This is a genomic window from Sorangium sp. So ce1335, assembly GCF_051521615.1.
GTDB lineage: Bacteria > Myxococcota_A > Polyangia > Polyangiales > Polyangiaceae > Sorangium.
In genome coordinates, this window is sequence record NZ_CP150363.1 from 4,995,583 (window position 1) to 5,012,678 (window position 17,096).

Genomic DNA, 17,096 nt, shown 5'->3' on the forward strand with positions numbered 1-17,096 from the left:
CCGCTCACCGCGACGCCGGCGCGCGCGCCACGCGGCCGCCGACGACGACCATCTCGATGGGCGTGTCGACGATCGCGCGATCGGGCGAGAGATCGCGGCCGAGGACCGTCAGATCGGCCACGTAGCCGGGCGCGATCCGGCCCCGCTGGCCCTCGGCCCAGGCCGCGTACGCGGGCGCCGCGGTGAAGGCAAGGAGCGCCTCGTCGAGGTCGAGCCGCTCTTCGGGCATCCACCCGCCCGGGGGCTGGCCCGACAGATCCTGCCGGGTCACGGCCGCGTGCAGCCCGAGCAGCGGCGAGGCCTCCTCCACCGGGAAATCCGAGCCGAACACCAGGCGCGCGCCCGACGCGCGCAGCGACCGCCAGGCGTACGCGCCCTTCAGCCGGTGGGCGCCGAGCCGCGCGGGCGCCCACGCCATGTCGCTCGTCGCGTGCGACGGCTGCATCGAGGCGATCGCGCCGAGCGCCGCGAAGCGCGGCAGATCGACGGGCGAGAGGATCTGCGCGTGCTCCACCCGGAACCGCAGCGCCGCCGCCCGCCCCGGGCCGAGCGCCTCGAACGCGTCGAGCACGGCGCGGTTGGCGCGGTCGCCGATCGCGTGCACGGCGAGCTGGAATCCCGCGTCCGCGACGAGCCGCGCCGCCCGGGCGAGCGCCTCGCGATCCATCAGCAGCAGCCCGCTCGTCGAGGGCTCGTCCGCGTACGGCTCGAGGAGCGCCGCGCCGCGCGAGCCGAGCGCGCCGTCGGCGAAGAGCTTGACCCCGCGCAGCACGAACATTGCCGTGCCCGCCGCGTCCGCGTCGGGCGCGCGCCCCTTCAGCCCGTCGAGCCTCCCGTCGCCGGCGAGGTACGCGTGGACGCGGATCGGCAGCCGCCCGGCGGCGGCGAGGGCGCGGTAGACGGCCGCGGTCTCGTCGTCGATGCCCATCTCGTGCACGCCCGTGAGCCCGACCGAGAGCGCCTCCTCGGCCGCGCGCAGGATGCGCCGCTCGCGCACGTCGGGCGGGTCGGCCGGGATCGTCGCCTCGACGAGGCCCATCGCGCTGTCGATGAAGACGCCCGTCGGCTCGCCCCCCGCGCCGCGCAGGATGCGCCCGCCCGGCGGATCCTGCGTGCCCCTGCCGACCCCTGCCGCGCGCATCGCCGCCGCGTTCGCCCAGAGCGTGTGCCCGTCGACGCGGCGCAGCGCCACCGGGTGCTCCGGCGCCGCCGCGTCGAGCGGCGCGTGCGTGGGGAACGCGGCGCCCGGCCAGAGGTTCTGGTCCCAGCCGCGCCCGGTGATCCACTCGCCCTTCGGCCGGTCCTTCGCCGCCTCGGCCACGACCGCCGCCGCCGCCTCGGCGCTCCTCGCGCCGCGCACGCTCAGCGTCTCCAGCGCGATCCCGAGCCCGTAGAGGTGGCAATGCCCGTCGACGAGCCCGGGCACGACGGCGCCCCCCGGCAGCTCCACGACGCGCGTCCCCGGCCCGACGAGGGCCTTCGCGTCGGCCGCGCTGCCCACGAAGGCGATCCGCTCGCCGCGCACGGCGACCGCCTCCGCGCGCGGCCTTCCGGGATCCATCGTCCGGACGACGCCGGCGGTGATCACGAGATCTGCGGGCGCCGGGGGCTCTGCGGGCGTCGAGGGCGCCTGCGCCGCGCCGGGCGGGCCGGGTGAGGCACAGCCGATGGCGAGGCTGCCGAAGAGGCTCAGGAGCGTCGCTCGGAGCACGTTCGACATGAGCGCCACCCTAGCACCCGCGCGGGGCGCGCAACGGCGGCCGGGGCGCCGGCCCTCACCGCGGCCGAACCAGCGCTGCAGGAAAGGATGGGAGCTCCTGACGGGCCAGGAATGGGGAGCCCCTGGCGGGCGGGCTGCGCTCCCCAGCGGGCTGCGCTCCCCCGGACGCGTTCCGGCGGCTTACCGCGCAGGAAGGCGTCCCGCCCCGGCGCGCTGGTGGGGCGCGCTCACTCGCAGAGGTCTTCCTCCGTGGCACACGCACCGTTCAGGCAAACCTGGCTGCTGTGCTCCGGATCCGGGCACTCGATGGCAGGACATTCCTCTGCCGTCGTGCACTGTGCGCCGTGTCCCTCCGGGGTCTCGAAGAACGAGTCCCCCTGGGCGGCCATCACGGACAACGCGTAAACCAAGGCGCAGCTCTCCGCCCGCTCGGGATCCCGCTTCTTCGCCTCATCCAGGGCCTTCTCGGCGCTCTCCACCTCCTCGAAGCACGGCTCACCCTTCGAGGGGCCGCCTTCTTCGCCGGCGCCATCGTCGAGATCCTCGCATGACATCTCCTGCGAAAGGCAGGCCATGGCCGTCTGGTACTTCTGGACCAGAGGACCGCAGAGGTCATCGGTCTGCGTCGCGTCGTAGACTTTCTCGAGATCGGTCGCGCACTGCTGCGCTGTCCGGCCCTCGCCCAGCTCCCCGCACTCATCGAACTTGGCGCAGATGGCCTGCGCTTGCTCCGCCGGCGTTTGCTCCACCGGGGATTCGCTTTCGCCCGGACACCCCGGCACGGCGATCACGACGAGGCCGAGGAAGGAGGCATGGAGGAGGACGTTCTGGATCTTGTTCATGGCGTGTTCTCTCGCTGTCATCACCGGCGAGCCCGGCTGGCAGAGATTACGGCAACTGACGTCCATCCCTTCCCAGCGCGTGGCCCATCGAGGAGAACGGGTGGCGCGGCGCGCCGATCGCGCCGCACGGAGCGGTGTCCGCGCAAACGAGCTCGCCTGCGGGGCCGGCGCGCGGCAAACGTTGCCGTCGTGGCAACGTTTGCCGCCCCGGGTCCGGGCAAGGAGCAGCAAGGATTGCCGTCGCACGAGTCAGGGAAGGAATCCCACGTCGAAGGCGTAGCTCCTGGGAACTATCCGGTGACATGTGCCCAGCATCGACGGCGAACGCTGTCGATTGTTGCCCGCGCCGTTCCTTCGCCGGGCCTGGGGCGGCGCGCTCGTGGCGCCCTCGCGGCGGCCTGCGCCGCGCGCCGATCAGGGGGCCACGCCGGCTATTTCAGGTAAGCGCCGCAGCGCCCGTCGCCGTTCTCGACGTCCTTCGCCGTCGCCTTTCCTGGGGGGAACGCCCCGCGATCGCAGAGGGCGGCCAGGATATCGAGGAGCTCCTGCGCCATCTCCTTGCCCGTGCTCCCGCGGACCTGACGATCCATGGGCGAGCCCGGCTGTCCATTCAGGATCTTGTGCCAGTCCTCGTACGCCTTTTGCCGCGCGTGCGAGCCGAGCGAGTAGGCGCCGTCGTCGAAGAGCATCTTCGTCCCGTCCTCGCCGTGGCACGAGGCGCAGCGCTCCTTGATGATCGCCTTCCCGCGGGCAGGGTCGCCGCCCGGCAGGAGCGCGTAATGCCCCTGGGCGGGCGGCTTGTTCGTGAAGATCTGGTCGGGGTGCGGGAGCGCACCGTCGCGGACGCCGATCACGAACGCGGCCATGGCCTCGATCTGCGGGGGCGCGAGCACGTCGCCGTACGCGGGGATCTCGCGATCTCCCTTCGTGAACAGGGCGACGAGCTCCTCTTGCGTCTCGCGCCCCGCGAGGAGGTTCCGCGAGACGGCGTACCCCTTCGCCATCGCGCTCGGTCCGTAGATGCCCTCGCGGCCCTTGAGATCCCAGCCGAAGAGGTTCTTGAGCCGATAATCGTGGCCGGCGTCGTTGCTCATCACCTCTCCGGATCCGAGCTTCAGGGTGCCATTGCCCGAGGGGCCGCCCTGGCCGTCCAGGGTTCCCTTGGTCTTCGAGCTATCCGGGACGAAGGTCGAGTATGGGGGCTCCTTCCCGTAGAACCTGTCGAAGAGCCGTCCGCCGAGCGCCGTGTCGACGGCGGGCGCCGCCGGCGCGGGCTGCGTGGCGGCAGCGGCGGGCGCCGTGTTTGCGGCCTCGGCGGGCGGCTGGGGCGGCTCCTGTGCCGGCGTGGAGGGGCCGCAGGCCGCTGCGCCGGCGAGGAGCGCCGGGAGCGAGGCCGAGAGGGTGGCGCGACCCACAGCGAGCGCGCGGGAGCGGACACGGTCGAGCAAGGCAGTCTCCTGGGGAGGGGGGTTCACGCGGGCACTCTAGTCATCTCCGGCGCGGCTCCGCAACGGCGACCGGAGCGCCGTCGATCCAGGTGCGAACGAGAGGCTGGCCACAGATTTCCCGCCGCCGGCCTGCGGCGTCGCCCCGGCTCACCGGCAGGTCGTTGGTCTGGCTCGTGCTTGGACCGCAGTGTGCCACAACCCAGTCATGCTCCCGCTGAAAGCCAGTGTACGATTGTCGGGGTAGTTGAGCTTTCCCCGGAGACCGGAAACGGTCCCCAGGGTAAGCTGAGCTTTCCCCCGGGACCGGACACGGGCTGGTCCGGGTAGCTGAGCTACCTCCTGCTGACCGGGAGCGGTCTGGTCCGGGTAGCTGAGCTTTCCCCCGGGACCGGACACGGTCTGGTCCGGGTAGCTGAGCTGCCTCCTGCTGACCGGGAGCGGTCTCGCCCGGGTAGCTGAGCTTTCCTCCGGGACCGGCGACGGTCTCGAGGAGGGCTCAGCCGACCCGGCGTTCTCGGACGATCGCATCCCCGCGTCGCGGCGGCCGCGGCCCGGCGCCGCGGCGATCAATTCTCGGCGGGATCCGTGCACACGCTCTCGGCGCTGCACTCGTCCAGCGCGGCGATCGCGTCGAAGATGCCCCCTGAGCAGGCGGCCGCCTTCGCGCGCTCCTCGCAAACATCGTAGCGGCTGTCGTTGATCTGCCCGGAGCCGCACTCGCTCGCGGGCCAGAGGTCGCCCGCGCGGGCCTCGAAGTCGCGCTGGCAGTCCTCTTCCGTCTCGTAGTCCTGGTCGTCGCCGGTGCCATAACCGGGGCAGCCCGCCTCGGTGTCCGCGTACCGGTCGCACGCCGCCTCCGCGATCTGCTCTATGCGCGCCTCGCGCGACGCCTCGTCGGGCAGCACGTCGTTCACCGTGTCCGCAGCGTCGTCGCAGCCAGCAGCCCCGACCAGGAAGATCGTCGTCGCCAAAGAAGCCCAGAGACACTTTTGCATCGTCGTTTCCTCTTTCACAGCTCGCCAGAATGTCTTGTGGCGGCTTCACGCGTAGCCCGCTTCGCAGCCGTGCGCCGCGGGCTCGCACCTCAATACGGCACGCTCACGTACTCAGGCACCGTCCATGCCAGTCGCTCTGGGCCGCGTCCGCGCACGCTCGCGGACGCCCTGCGCCGAGGAACGCGGGCATTCACGCGGGCAGGCGGCCATGCCCGGGCGCACGCTCGTGGCAGATTGCGACAGGCGTCGCCGTTCACCCCGCCTTGAGAGAGGCCATGTCGATCGAGAAGCGGTACTTCACATCCGACCTGAGCAGCCTCTCGTACGCCTCGTTGACCTTCTGGATGGGGATGACCTCGACGTCCGAGGTGACGTTGTTCGCGCCGCAAAAGTCGAGCATCTCCTGGGTCTCGGGGATGCCGCCGATCGACGAGCCGGAGAGGCTGCGGCGCCCCAGGATGAGGCCGAAGGCGGCGACGGCGAGGGGCTTCGCCGGCGCCCCGACGAGGGTCATGTTGCCGTCGCGGCGGAGCAGGTTGATGAGGGCATTGACGTCGTGGTCCGCGGACACCGTGTCGAGGATGTAGTCGAAGCTGCCGGCGTGCTTCTGCATCTCGTCGGGGTTGCGGGACATGACGACCTCATCCGCGCCCAGGCGAAGGGCGTCCTCCGCCTTGCCGGGCGAGGTGGTGAAGACGACGACGTGCGCTCCGAACGCATGAGCGAACTTCACGCCCATATGGCCGAGCCCGCCGAGGCCGACGATGCCGACCTTCTTGCCCCTCGTGATGCCCGACCGGCGCAGGGGCGAGTACGTGGTGATCCCGGCGCAGAGGAGCGGCGCGGCGGCGGCGGGGTCGAGGTTCTTTGGGACGCGCAGCACGAACCGCTCATCGACGACGATGCTGTCGGCGTAGCCGCCGTACGTGACGCCCCCGAGGTGCCTGTCGGGGGCGCCGTAGGTGAGGGTCTGGTTCGGGCAGAACTGCTCCAGCCCCTCCATGCAGCTCGGGCAGGTCCCGTCCGAGTCCACGAGGCAGCCGACCGCGACGAGGTCGCCGGTCTTGTGCCGGGTGACCGCCGGGCCGACCCTCGTGACGCGGCCGACGATCTCGTGCCCCGGCACGATCGGGTAGACCGCCGGGCCCCACTCGCTGCGGACCGCGTGGAGGTCGGAGTGGCAGATGCCGCAGAAGAGGATCTCGATCTGCACGTCGTGCTCGGTCGGATCGCGCCGCGGGATCCGGGTGGAGGCCAGCGGCGATGTCGCGCTGGCGGCGGCGTAAGCCTTCGTCTCGTACATGGGTTGATGCTCCTCTCTGGTACACGTTGCTCGCGGCGTTGAACGACAAACCGCTCCTGTGGGCGGCCAGCCAGGCGAGACCGGGCCGCGCCGCCCCGCGCCATGCACGAGGCAACCTCCGTTCCGGTCCCGCGGCGGACCAGGCGCCTCGAGGCGAAAGGGCTCTCGTGCCGTGCTCGACAATGCGGCGCGCCGGGAGGTGCCCCGGCGCACGAGCCCGGCTCCCTTCCCGCAAGAGCTCGCGGCGCGTCTGCGCAGCACCTCCGCTTCTCCACGATGGCGGCGTGGGCCGTGAGCCCTGAAAGACTCGGGTGCTCGTCGTAGAATTGTCGTACAGTTGAAGAGAGCATGGGTGACGAGCGCCAGTTCCTTCGAGGGTGAATCAATCTTCTCTGAATCGACGCCGCGCAGGGCCTGAGCGCCGCCACCTGGTGAGGCCAGCGCCGCTCCTGTTACCGATCGTAGCGCGGCGTCGTCCGGGCGTTACCGATCGTAGCGCGGCGCCGCCGAACGAGGCCCTCCGCGCGCGCTGCGCGCGGCGAAACGTGTATCACTCGACCCCTCCTGTGGTACCCTCTCGGGGAGATCAGCACACGGCGCATGCGCTGCGCAGCGGGGATTTCGACGCATGGCGGCGCGCCAGCTGCAGCCTGCCCGCGATCGCCCGGATGCGGCCTGTCGCGCCCGATGTCCCTCACTGGAGGTCTCCATGTCTGTCCGTTCTCGTACCTCGCGCAAATTCACCGCTCTCGCGATTCCCATCCTCGCCCTCTTGAACTTCCCTGGCTGCTCTTCAGGGACGGGATCCGGCGATACCGAGGGAGGTGCTTTTGGCACAGGCGGCGGGACGCCGGACGGGAGCACGGGAGTCACCACGGGTGGAGGCTTCGCGACCGGCAGTACTTCCGCGACCGGCGGGCCCGGCACCACGGGCAGCGGTGCTCCGACGGGCGGCTCCGGCACGGGCGGCTCCCCGGCTGGCGGGACGGGCGGGGGTGGCGGGACTGGCGGGAGTGGCAGCGGCGACTTCACGTGTGTCCTGCCCGATTTGCCCGAGCCGAGCGGCCTGACCGAGGTGAACGAGAAGCTCCCGGATCCGTTCACGTTCTTCAACGGAACGAAGGTCACCACCAAGGAACAGTGGGAGTGCCGCCGCAAGGAAATCCTGGCGATGGCGGCCAAGTACCTCTACGGTCCCGTTCCCTCCGAACCGGATGAGGTGACCGGAACCGTGTCCGGAGGCACCGTTTCGATCACCGCCAAGGTGGGCAACAAAACGGAGAGCTTCACGGCGAACATCAGCGGATCCGGCAACGTGATCGCCCTCAAGCTGTCGGGCGGGATCTTCCCGTCGGCCCACAAATCGCTGTCGTTTGGAAGCGGCTTCGAGGGCAAGATAAGAAATCTCTTCGGCCTGTCCGAGCTCAACACCAACGTCGCCAACGGATGGATGATCGACCGGGTGATGGACGTGCTGGAGCAGAACCCGGGCAGCGGACACGACCCCACGAAGATGATGGTGTCGGGGTGCTCCGGGTGTGGAAAAGGCGCTTACCTGGCGGGTGTCTTCAGCCGTGTACCGCTGGTCGTCATCGTTGAATCGGGCGGTGGCGGCGTGGCCAACCTGCGTCAGGCAGAGTGGTTCAGGCACGGTGAAGGCGGTTCTGTCTGGCAGTGCTCGGATGCCAAGCCTCAGAGCATCGACAACCTCGAGGACAGCGGCATCTGCGGCCCCTGGGTGACCGGTGCGGCCCGCTGGCTCCGGAGCGACCCCTCGAAGGTGTACAACCTCCCGTTTGACACGCATCTGATCCTGGCGACCATCGCGCCACGGCACCTGGTGCACTTCACGAACGCCAACGGCAGGAACTCATGGTGTCACCTGGGTGGAACCTGTGAAGCGCTCTCCGCGTGGGCAGCAAAGCCGGTATGGAAGGCGCTCGGCATCCCCGAGCGCATGGGCTTCCAGATGTACAGCGCGAACCACTGCGGCGCATCGGGCTCACAAACCGCCCTCGCAGGCGAGATGTTCAAGCGCGTGTTCGAGGGCAATACCAGCGCAAACACGGACGTGCTGAACATCCTGGACAACGGCGTTCAGCAGCCGGTCAGCGAATGGAAAGACATGTGGGTTGACTGGAACATGGATACGGTGCTGCAGTAGGGATGCCCCTGGGGGGCATGAAAGCCGCTCTGGCCTTGCCCTCCATCATCCGGCGCAGGGGTCTTCAGCGCGGCCGCCGCCGCTTCAGAAGAGCACGCGCTGGATGCCCGCGGCGTCGAGGAGGTGATCCCTGGACGCCTCGAGGTTGGCGCGGAGCTCTACCGCCGCGGCGAGAAGACGACGATCGAGGCGGGCGTCACCAGCAGGTCGTCCGCGCTCGACGGCTCGACCTTGCTCGGTCGGGGGAGGATCTCCGTGCTCCACCGCGCCGGGGGGAGCCCGCAGAGCTCCTTGATGTCGCCGACGCGCGTCGGGCCGCAGACGGTCACCGCGAAGATCTCCGAGCTGCCGCTCGCGTCCCGGAGATCGACCCAGACCTTCATCATCCCGGATGACAGCATCTCCGCTACAGGGACCTTGCCGGCGATGACGGGGGACCAGATCGCCGGGGAGAGCACGTGGAGCTCGACGATCTCGACGCCTTCCGCAGGGGCCTCGCGGAAGAACGCGCGGACGCCGGCGAGCGTCTGCACGAACGGGTGGAGCGGGTGCCAGAGCCGGTGCTTGCCCGAGGCCACCGGGCCGATGTGAACGCGGCGGAACCCCGCCGCGCCCGCCGCGCGCAGGGCCGCGCACACCGCGTCCGCGATGACGCCGAGATCCCGGCTGTCCTCCGGACCGTCGTCGCCGCTGCCCGGCGGCAGATCCGTCGTCCGGTCGCGGGCGGCGACGCCGAAGAGGGGCGCGTCGTCGAACCGGTAGGCGTAGGACGGCGCCTCGTCGAGGGGGCGCCAGCGCCCGGGGTCGGTGTCCGCGACGACCCCGGCCTCCTGCGCCTCGGCGAGGAGGCGAGCCGCCTGGGTGCCCGGGATGGCGCGGTTGTCCGAGGGCATCCGGCCCACGCTGACGACGGCGCAGGCGCGGCCGTCTCCCGCGGCGGGCACCGGCAGCGGCGCGTACCGCAGCCGGACCTTCCTCGCCGCGCCGGCGGGGCATCTCGACCCCTCGGACAGGCTGAATCCCAGCTCGTCCGGCATCCACGCCGCCGGCGGCCTCGGGGCGCCGGACGGGGCAGGGGCCCGGCGCTCCCCGACCGCATCGGCCAGCCGATCGAGCAGCCCCGCCAGCTCGGAGTAATGCCCGTAGAACACGGGGGCGATGCCGAGCCGCGTTTGCAGGAAGCGGACGTCGAGGGTGTCTTTCCTGTCGCCGGGGAACAGCGCGAAGTGAGGGTGGGGCCCGGGCCCGTGGTGGTGGGCGATCTCCCCGAAGAGATTGACGAGGTAGTCCTCGAGGATGCCGGAGCCGAGGAAGAGCAGCGAGCGCCGGGAGAGGACCTCCGCGAACGCCCGCCGGAAGTGCGGGTGCGCGTTCACGGCGACCTGGTACTGCTGGTGGCCCGCCACCACCTGGCTCGCGAGCTCGGCGCGGCGCCGCGGGTCGAGGACGAGCTCCTCCTCGAGCGCGTCGAGCCGCGCGGCCTGCCCTCCGAGGAAGCCCTGCAGCGCCCACAGGATGGGACGCGTCGGCGACGCCAGGGAGCGAAGGACCTTGTGGCAGTCCTCGACGCTGCGCCCGAGCACCTCGGGGACGTCGGTCTCGTCGCGCCTTGCGTCGCTGGACGGCTTGCCGGCGCGGCGCACGCCGGAGATCTCGGCGGCGCGCGACTGCCGTATCCGGCTGACGACGTAGACGTCGTCGTAGTTGGTGGTGAGCACGAGCGGCCAGGGGCAGCGCGCGAGCGCCTCGGTCTGCGGCGGCACCGCGCAGTCGCCCGCGGCCTTGCCGCCCTCGTTGAGCGCGCCGCGGTACGCGTCCGCGCGCGCCTCCGCGTCCATGGCGGCCAGCCCGAGCACCGCCTTGTCGGCGAGCCGGTACAGCTCCGAGGTGTCGAGTCGGTCCCCGGGGCTGGCTTTCCTGAGGTGCGCGGGCACCTCCACGCCGGCCGCGTCCGCGAGCCCGCGGAGCAGGTCGAGCCAGCCCGTGCAGGCCGGCCTGCTCATCCCCGAGCCGATGAACGGCGCGAGCGTGCCCCGCCGGTACGCGCTGGCCAGGTACGGCAGGACGTCGTCGAATCCGAGATCCATCACACCCGCTCCTCGAACGGCGCGCGCAGCAGCCCGGGCATCGTTCGAGGATTCACGAGGTGCGGCTCGGAGGTCAAGCGGCGGGGCCTGGGCGCGCCCCGCCGGTGCGGCGCGCCGCCGGCCGTTGTCGGCGCGCGGGCCGCTTGCGGTCCGGCCGGCGTGCGAGCTCGTTGCGGTCCGGCCGGCGCGCGAGCCCCCTTTGCCGTCCGGCCAGCGCGCCAGCCCCCTTGCGGTCCGGCCGGTCCGCACCCAGAGCCTCCGGGAGCCGCTCATGCCTGAAGGCGACACCCTCTTCCGGATCGCTGCTGCCCTCGGCCCTGTCCTGGAGGGCGCGCGCGTCATCGCGCTGGAGCTGCCCCGGAGCGACCGGCGGTGCGATCACCTCGTGGGGCGCCGTGTCGAGCGCGTGGAGGCGCGCGGCAAGAACCTCCTGATCTACTTCGACGAAGGCACCGTCCTCCACACGCACCTGCGCATGAGCGGCGCCTGGCACCTGTACCGCGAGGGCGAGCGCTGGAAGCGATCCGAGGCGACGGCGTCGGCGATCCTCGCGGTCCCGGGTTACGTCGCCGTCTGCTTCCGCGCGCCGATCGTGCGCCTGCTCCGCGCGAGCGCCGTGCGCGGCGATCGGCTCCTCGGCAGCCTCGGCCCGGACCTGCTCGCCGACGGCTTCGACGCCGCGGAGGCGCTCCGCCGGCTCCGCGCGCTCGACGACGTGCCGCTCGGCGTCGCGATCATGGATCAGCGCGTCGTCGCCGGCATCGGCAACGTCTACAAGAGCGAGCTCCTCTTCCGGAGGAAGCTCGATCCGTTCGCGCCGGTCCGCGCGTACTCGGACGAGGAGCTCTCCGCGATGATCGACCTCGGCCGCCGCCTGCTGCAGGCCAACGTCGAGCCGCGGGACGCGTCGGGCGCGTACCGCGGTCCCACCGCGCACTACCTCCACACGCGCACGACGCGCACCGGCTTCGACCGCGTCAGGAGGCCTGTCAGCGTGTACGGTCGCGAGGGGCGCGCCTGCTACGACTGCGGCGCCGCGGTCCAGATGCGCCGGCAGGGGACGATGATGCGGTCGACGTACTTCTGCCCCCGCTGCCAGCCGACCCGCGCCGCCCCGCCGTCGCCGGAGCCCGCGCCGCCGGCGCGGTGAGCTCGGCGGCCGGCGCGGTGAGCTCTGCCGCCGGCGCCTCGGCCGCGGTGTGCGGGGCGCCAGCGTGCCCGACGCTCGCGCGGCGCGCGGCTCGCCGGGCAGATCTTCCGGTCGGTCCGATCGTACGATCGGCCTCATGCGTGTCCCCCTGCTCTTGCTCCTTGTGCTCGCGCCTGGATGTAGCCAGCCCCTGGATGAGCCAGCTCTCCCGGACGCGGAGGTCGCGCAGCGCCCTCCTTCCGGTACTTCCTCGGCGACGCCGGCTGCCGCGCCCTCTGCGCCGGCCGGCGATGCTGCCGAGGTCGATGCGCGTTTCGCCCCGCTGATCGCCGCCGCGTACCGCGATTACAGGGCCTGGGGGCGTGTCGACGACGAGCTCCGCTGGGCTCCCTGGCTCTGCCGTCTGCCGATGCCGGGCCGTGCCCGCATGAGCGCCGCCGAGGACGGCGGCCACGCCCGCAAGCTCTACTCGGTGTTCGCCCGGCACCGCGATCGTTATCCGTTCGCGCAGGGCCCGGAGCCTGTGTCCCAGCCGGTCGGGCAGGTCCTTGTGAAGGAGAGCTACCACCCCGAGCTCGTGGAGAAGGGCGCGGCGCCGGAGTTCCCGGGCGCCTCCCGGCCGGAAGCCCCGCACGGCCCCGAGGACCACTTCGACCCCTACCTGCGCGACGGCGACCGCGTCTACCGCGCGTCGCGCCTCGCCGGCGCCTACGTGGTGCTCAAGGTGACGCCGGAGACGCCCGGCACCGACGCGGGCTGGGTTTACGGCACGGTCACGCCGGAAGGGGAGGTGACCTCCGCCGGGCGCGTCGCGTCGTGCATGGGTTGCCACGAGAGCGCGCGGCACGAGCGCGTCTTCGGTATCGGGATCGCACCAGCGACGGGGCCATGACAGGCCCGGGGGCCGATCGCCAAGCAGCACTCCTGCGCCGTGGCCCGCTTTCCAGTTGCAGACACGGCCGCGGAGAGGTGGTGGCACCATCCGCCGCGGCCTTGTTGCGCGGCGCGCTGGGCAGGCCGGCAAGCGCCCGCTGCGCTACCTGCAAGTGCTGTCTGTGCACCTAACAATGCGCGCGGCCACCATTCGCAGATCGCTCTATCGACCCCGACGAGGAACGGGCACCGATGGATCGAACTCGGCACCTGGGCGAGCAATCATCGACGTGCGCATGTAATTGAGTGGCGAATGGTGTCCCCACGAGAGCGGCAGCCTCAGTCCCTTCAGAGGCAACACATCATGAGTGAGCCATGCCAATGCTCCTATGACGTTACTCAGACCCAGGGTGAGCACCCTCTGCGCAGGCCTGGTTCGCAATGTCCACCCCTCGTTCGTCGAACGGTACTCCCGGCCAAAATGCTCAAAATTTCCCATTGTCAGCGACGGCAAACGCGGCACGATATCTTTGTCGTACACATGACGATATAGATAATTTCCGATGTTTCCGCGACATTCGCGGGCAAACGTGGCGTCGCCCACCATTGGCTGCCCGTATGTATATATTCCGCGAATCAGTCCTGGGAATTCGTCATTGAAGTCATCGTCCCAATCGATGAGCGCCGCGGTCAAGACCGCCAACGCGCCGCCCAGGCTATGGCCCGTAATGTAGAGCGCAGGAGGCTCTCGTTTCACCGTCCCTGGTTCGCCCGGCGCGCCGCCCCCACGTCCTGTCGCCCTTACCTCTGGCGTCTCTGTCTCGCCGGGCGCGCGGCCAGGAAACAGCCAATCTTCCACGTAGTAACCACTGGCCGAACAGGACTTCATCCATTTTTTCTTCATCGACTGCAATTCGTCACAGATGGAGCGCTCTTCGGCCGCAGCTCGCAGAAGCGGCCTCAATACCGGCCAGATCGACCGAGCTGCGCGATGAAATCCCCCATGCACCTTCCCGGCAGAGAGAAAGGACTCCATCTTCCCGCTCGTGTCAGAGACCCAGTCGATGACATTCCTCGGCTCTGTGCCCCGGAAGCAAAGAATCGCCAGGCGCCTGGACTCGCTTTGGAGAAGCAAAGCGGACGTGTCGACCAGCAGAGCATCGTTCGAAAATGTGATGGCAACGCAATCGTTCCCGTACAGCCCGCGCTGTGCCATGGCCAACGCAAATGTGCTGACGTCCGAATATGCCCATGACGAAGCAAATGCAAGTATTTCCGTGGCCTTGTGATCGTATAAACCTCTCCTGACGCTCGTCAAATATTCAGCGACATCATCTGGGACCAGCGCCCTCCCGCCCTGCACGATGCTGATGCTGCCGTCAGGCATCCGGTATGCGATATTGCTCGGCTCAAAGCCTGCACTGCTGATGCTTTCCAGAATCATTGGTTTCCTGTCATGTCTGAGCTTGCGTGCGCTCGGCGTTGTAGACAGAGGTCGTTCTCCCCACAGATCTGTCGCGCCGGCGCGCTGACACACGTCTCGGATTAACTACGACATTCGAGCGTGATGGTGTAAAATGCGCGTCTCGCGCAGTATACACCGCGAGAGCGAGGCGAGCAGGAGTCGGGGTGTATGAGGAACGCCGGCGTCTCTGCGCACGGATGGTAGCGTCTGTCAGGACGCAAACGACCGTCCCTGGGAGATGGAACGCTCTGCTTCTCCGTAGCCCCCCGATTGAGCTCGGGTCGAACCTTTGGCCGTTCATCGCCACATCGTCGCCGAGCAGCACGCCAGATCGATGCTCATGCCGGCGAGTTCCCGTTGCACTGGCGACACACCGTCTTGAATTGCACGGCAGCGCGCCGTAACGCGCTGGGAGAAGACACCGGACGGAAGTCCAATGAGCCCGTCGCCGCTACTTGAGCATGGTCGCAAGGAGGTTCCGCCGCCGGCGGAGCCGCGAGAACGTGGTCCCGATGGGCACCCCGAGGTGCCGGGACGCTCGCTGACCTGCTCGCCAACTGCACTTGCTCCACCGCCGTCGACGGCACCGCCGGAAGCTCACGGCCGACCCGCGATCGCGGGGGCAGCGCCCACGATCGGCAGTTTGGCGTTGGCCTTGACCCCGCGAGACCTACGTAATCCGGCCCCGTCGTGTCGATCTGCTCGCGTACGCCGCGCGACGAACACCCTCGATTGCGGCCGGGCTCCCCGGCACAACCTCTCCGCCGACAGCTGAGCTACCCGGATCTCCGCGCCCCCGCGACGCTCGGCCTCAGGAGCGATCTCGGCGCGTCCTCGCTGACCGGCGCCGCCTCCTCGCGCTCCTCGGGCGCGGGCTCCAGGAGGCGCGCGATCCACGACATCCCCTCGACGTTCTCCAGCGTGATCTTCGCCACCATCATGATCGGGACCGACAGGAGCGCCCCCGACGGCCCCCAGAGCCACCCCCAGAAGAGCATCCCGAGCAGGACGGCGAGCGGCGACAGCCCCAGCGTCTGCCCGAGCACGCGCGGCTCGAGGACGTTGCCCACAAGAAGGTTGATCAGCAGGTAGCCGATCGCCACGACCGCCGCGGTGCCCGGCCCCTGGCTGGCGAGCGCCACGAGCACGGCCGGGATCGTCGCCACCGCCGCGCCGATGTTGGGGATGAAGTGCAGGACGAACAGGCTCGAGGCCAGCAGGAGCGCCAGGTCCACGTCCAGCAGGAGCAGCATCACGTAGGCGAGGACGGCCACCAGCAGGCTCGTCAGCGTCTTGACGACCAGGTACTTCTTGACCTCGCGCACGATGCGCTCGACGTGCTCGAACCCGCGCCGCGGGTCCGAGAGGACCGCCCTGAGCTTCGCGCCTGCGCCCGCGAACTCGCAGAGCGCGAAGAAGACGACGAGGAGCACCACCCCCAGGTTCGACGCCGCGCTCGCGACCGTCACCGCGGCCCCGCCGAGCAGCGGCACCAGGGAGGCCGTGTGGAGCGTCTTCGACAAGAACTCCGGGTTCACCGGCAGCCCGCGCTCCGTGAGCGTCGCGGCGATCGCCACGGTCATGTCCGAGGCGCGCGCCAGGTAGACCGGCACCTTCTCCTCCAGCTCCACCCCGGCGATGGTCACGACCGCCCCCACGAAGGCGAGGATCGCCAGGTCGACGACGAGCGCGGCCAGCGCCCCGATCGCCGGCGGGAGCCCCCGGCGGGTCACCCAGCTCGCGACAGGCGAGGAGAGCGCCGCGAGCGCGATGCCGAACAGCACGGGCACCAGGAACGGTTGCGCGTAGCGCAGTCCAACGATGACGACGACCGTCGCCGCCGCGATCATCACCATCTGCGCTCGACGAGACATCGTGAAGCTCCCCATGCCAGACCTCGCTCCTGCCGGGTTCCCGCGTCGCCCACCTTCGAGGAGAGAGCACGGGTCAATCCGGAATAAAGCAAAGGATGCGCCACGCTCCGTCCCGCTGGTCCTGCGGTGCGGCAACACTGCCGGTTCGGCCGTGGGAGACCCGATGGGATCGTCCCCGCGGGGACGCCCGCTGACTTCCCCGCGGTTCGTGTGGACCCTCCGGTGAGCGCGGGTACGCGCCCTGCTGGACTCGAGGGCTCCTCGACCTGCGCGCGCCGGATCGGTGAGCGGGGACGTGAGGCCAGCCTGCGCGTGCGGTGCGATCTGCTACGCGCGCAGGCTCCTTGCTGGGGTGAAGGGAACGGACCGAGGAGCGCCGCACAGGGCGTGCGGCGCAGCGCGCCAGCGGCGTGGCGTTACCGCGCGGACACGCCCGACGTCCCGCCGTTCAGCGGCACGGTGGCGTGCTGGGAGGCGTCGGTCTTCGGGGTCGTCCCGGTGACGTAGGCCTTGACCGCCTCGACGAGGAACTTGAGCCCGGCGGCTCCTTCGTTGTCCCAGTACTCGCCCTCGCGCGGGCTCACATGGATGAGCGCGAGGTGGGGGTCGTCCTTGCCCTTCGGGAAGTAGACCTTCGCCTCCTCGGACCACAGCTCCTCGATCTTCGCGCGGCTCCGCACGATCGAGGCCCGGCCGGAGAGCGACAGGAAGCGGCGCGCCTCCTGGAGGGTCACGTTCACCTCGGGGTTCGACTCGATCTCGTCGATCTTGCCGGAGTCGATGCTCGTCATGAACCAGATGTCACCGGTCGCATCATCGACCTTCATGAGCGCCATGGGCCGCGCGCGCAGCACCCCGTGGTTGGCCTGCGTCACGAGCATGGCGTTGCGGAACTTCTTGAGGATCTCCATCAGCTTTTCGCGTGACCCGGTTTCCATGTTCTCCTCCTTCGAGCTCCGCCCGTGGTTGCGAGATCCGGACCACGCCCAGCTCACGCGCAACACGGCGAGATCCATGGCTCTTCTCTGCCGCACCGGGCGTGCTTTCGAGGCATTCCGCCACACGATCTGGGCTCGCCGATCGCGCGGATCGCCCCATCGATGCGCCCCGTTCTGGCCATCTCGTCACCCGGGCTCGCCACCGCTCCCGCGCCGATCGTCGCCGGAGGAGCTCTG

12 protein-coding genes are annotated in these 17,096 nt (G+C 70.2%); 3 read left to right on the plus strand and 9 right to left on the minus strand.

The annotated features are described in order from the left end of the window. Positions 1-4 precede the first annotated feature (4 nt). The 5 genes from WMF24_RS18325 to WMF24_RS18345 all read right to left on the minus strand — a co-directional run bounded on the left by WMF24_RS18325 (position 5) and on the right by WMF24_RS18345 (position 6,308). The gene (locus tag WMF24_RS18325) at positions 5-1,720 is read right to left on the minus strand and encodes an amidohydrolase (RefSeq protein WP_437737716.1); all 1,716 of its coding nucleotides are present in this window, start codon (positions 1,718-1,720) and stop codon (positions 5-7) included. 227 nt (positions 1,721-1,947) lie between these two features. Continuing rightward, positions 1,948-2,793, minus strand: a complete 846-nt coding sequence (locus WMF24_RS18330; RefSeq protein WP_437737717.1) for a hypothetical protein — start codon at positions 2,791-2,793, stop codon at positions 1,948-1,950. Positions 2,794-2,993: 200 nt separating this feature from the next. Continuing rightward, on the minus strand, positions 2,994-4,037 hold the full coding sequence (locus WMF24_RS18335; RefSeq protein WP_437737718.1) for a c-type cytochrome: 1,044 nt from the start codon (positions 4,035-4,037) through the stop codon (positions 2,994-2,996). 539 nt (positions 4,038-4,576) lie between these two features. Beyond that, positions 4,577-5,005: a DUF6184 family natural product biosynthesis lipoprotein gene (locus tag WMF24_RS18340; protein ID WP_437737719.1), complete on the minus strand. Its 429-nt coding sequence runs from the start codon at positions 5,003-5,005 to the stop codon at positions 4,577-4,579. A 253-nt stretch (positions 5,006-5,258) separates the two neighbouring features. Further along, positions 5,259-6,308 (minus strand): NAD(P)-dependent alcohol dehydrogenase, encoded by a 1,050-nt coding sequence (locus tag WMF24_RS18345; protein ID WP_437737720.1) that lies wholly within the window; start codon positions 6,306-6,308, stop codon positions 5,259-5,261. Positions 6,309-7,017: 709 nt separating this feature from the next. Between WMF24_RS18345 and WMF24_RS18350 the strand changes: the two genes are divergently transcribed. After that, positions 7,018-8,472: a glucuronyl esterase domain-containing protein gene (locus WMF24_RS18350; RefSeq protein ID WP_437737721.1), complete on the plus strand. Its 1,455-nt coding sequence runs from the start codon at positions 7,018-7,020 to the stop codon at positions 8,470-8,472. A gap of 158 nt (positions 8,473-8,630) precedes the next feature. Here WMF24_RS18350 and WMF24_RS18355 read toward each other — a convergent pair whose 3' ends face one another. Continuing rightward, positions 8,631-10,559, minus strand: coding sequence for an SIR2 family protein (locus tag WMF24_RS18355; protein ID WP_437737722.1), 1,929 nt, complete (start codon positions 10,557-10,559; stop codon positions 8,631-8,633). Between the two features lie 271 nt (positions 10,560-10,830). On the opposite strand from WMF24_RS18355, the gene WMF24_RS18360 reads away from it, so the two are divergent. Together WMF24_RS18360 and WMF24_RS18365 are read left to right on the plus strand one after the other, a co-directional pair. Beyond that, complete coding sequence (locus WMF24_RS18360; protein ID WP_437737723.1) at positions 10,831-11,709, plus strand: Fpg/Nei family DNA glycosylase; 879 nt, start codon at positions 10,831-10,833, stop codon at positions 11,707-11,709. Positions 11,710-12,136: 427 nt separating this feature from the next. After that, a complete protein-coding gene (locus tag WMF24_RS18365; RefSeq protein WP_437737724.1) occupies positions 12,137-12,601 on the plus strand; it encodes a hypothetical protein in 465 nt (154 codons plus the stop codon). Positions 12,602-12,805: 204 nt separating this feature from the next. Here the strand turns inward: WMF24_RS18365 and WMF24_RS18370 are convergent, their stop codons facing one another. The 3 genes from WMF24_RS18370 to WMF24_RS18380 form a co-directional block, all read right to left on the minus strand. Further along, positions 12,806-14,026 carry a lipase family protein gene (locus WMF24_RS18370; protein ID WP_437737725.1) on the minus strand — a complete coding sequence of 407 codons (1,221 nt, stop codon included), beginning with the start codon at positions 14,024-14,026 and terminating at the stop codon, positions 12,806-12,808. A 797-nt stretch (positions 14,027-14,823) separates the two neighbouring features. Then, entirely contained in the window at positions 14,824-15,921 is a 1,098-nt protein-coding gene (locus WMF24_RS18375) for an AI-2E family transporter (RefSeq protein ID WP_437737726.1), read from the minus strand. A gap of 416 nt (positions 15,922-16,337) precedes the next feature. After that, positions 16,338-16,859 carry a pyridoxamine 5'-phosphate oxidase family protein gene (locus WMF24_RS18380; RefSeq protein ID WP_437737727.1) on the minus strand — a complete coding sequence of 174 codons (522 nt, stop codon included), beginning with the start codon at positions 16,857-16,859 and terminating at the stop codon, positions 16,338-16,340. Positions 16,860-17,096 lie beyond the last annotated feature (237 nt).

What these genes read in the sequence shown, in the direction of transcription:
- WMF24_RS18325 (WP_437737716.1), bottom strand. Translation starts at nt 1,720, where the DNA reads ATGTCGAACGTGCTCCGAGCGACGCTCCTGAGCCTCTTCGGCAGCCTC.
- WMF24_RS18375 (WP_437737726.1), bottom strand. Translation starts at nt 15,921, where the DNA reads ATGTCTCGTCGAGCGCAGATGGTGATGATCGCGGCGGCGACGGTCGTC.
- WMF24_RS18355 (WP_437737722.1), bottom strand. Translation starts at nt 10,559, where the DNA reads ATGGATCTCGGATTCGACGACGTCCTGCCGTACCTGGCCAGCGCGTAC.
- WMF24_RS18370 (WP_437737725.1), bottom strand. Translation starts at nt 14,026, where the DNA reads ATGATTCTGGAAAGCATCAGCAGTGCAGGCTTTGAGCCGAGCAATATC.
- WMF24_RS18350 (WP_437737721.1), top strand. Translation starts at nt 7,018, where the DNA reads ATGTCTGTCCGTTCTCGTACCTCGCGCAAATTCACCGCTCTCGCGATT.
- WMF24_RS18345 (WP_437737720.1), bottom strand. Translation starts at nt 6,308, where the DNA reads ATGTACGAGACGAAGGCTTACGCCGCCGCCAGCGCGACATCGCCGCTG.
- WMF24_RS18365 (WP_437737724.1), top strand. Translation starts at nt 12,137, where the DNA reads ATGAGCGCCGCCGAGGACGGCGGCCACGCCCGCAAGCTCTACTCGGTG.
- WMF24_RS18340 (WP_437737719.1), bottom strand. Translation starts at nt 5,005, where the DNA reads ATGCAAAAGTGTCTCTGGGCTTCTTTGGCGACGACGATCTTCCTGGTC.
- WMF24_RS18360 (WP_437737723.1), top strand. Translation starts at nt 10,831, where the DNA reads ATGCCTGAAGGCGACACCCTCTTCCGGATCGCTGCTGCCCTCGGCCCT.
- WMF24_RS18380 (WP_437737727.1), bottom strand. Translation starts at nt 16,859, where the DNA reads ATGGAAACCGGGTCACGCGAAAAGCTGATGGAGATCCTCAAGAAGTTC.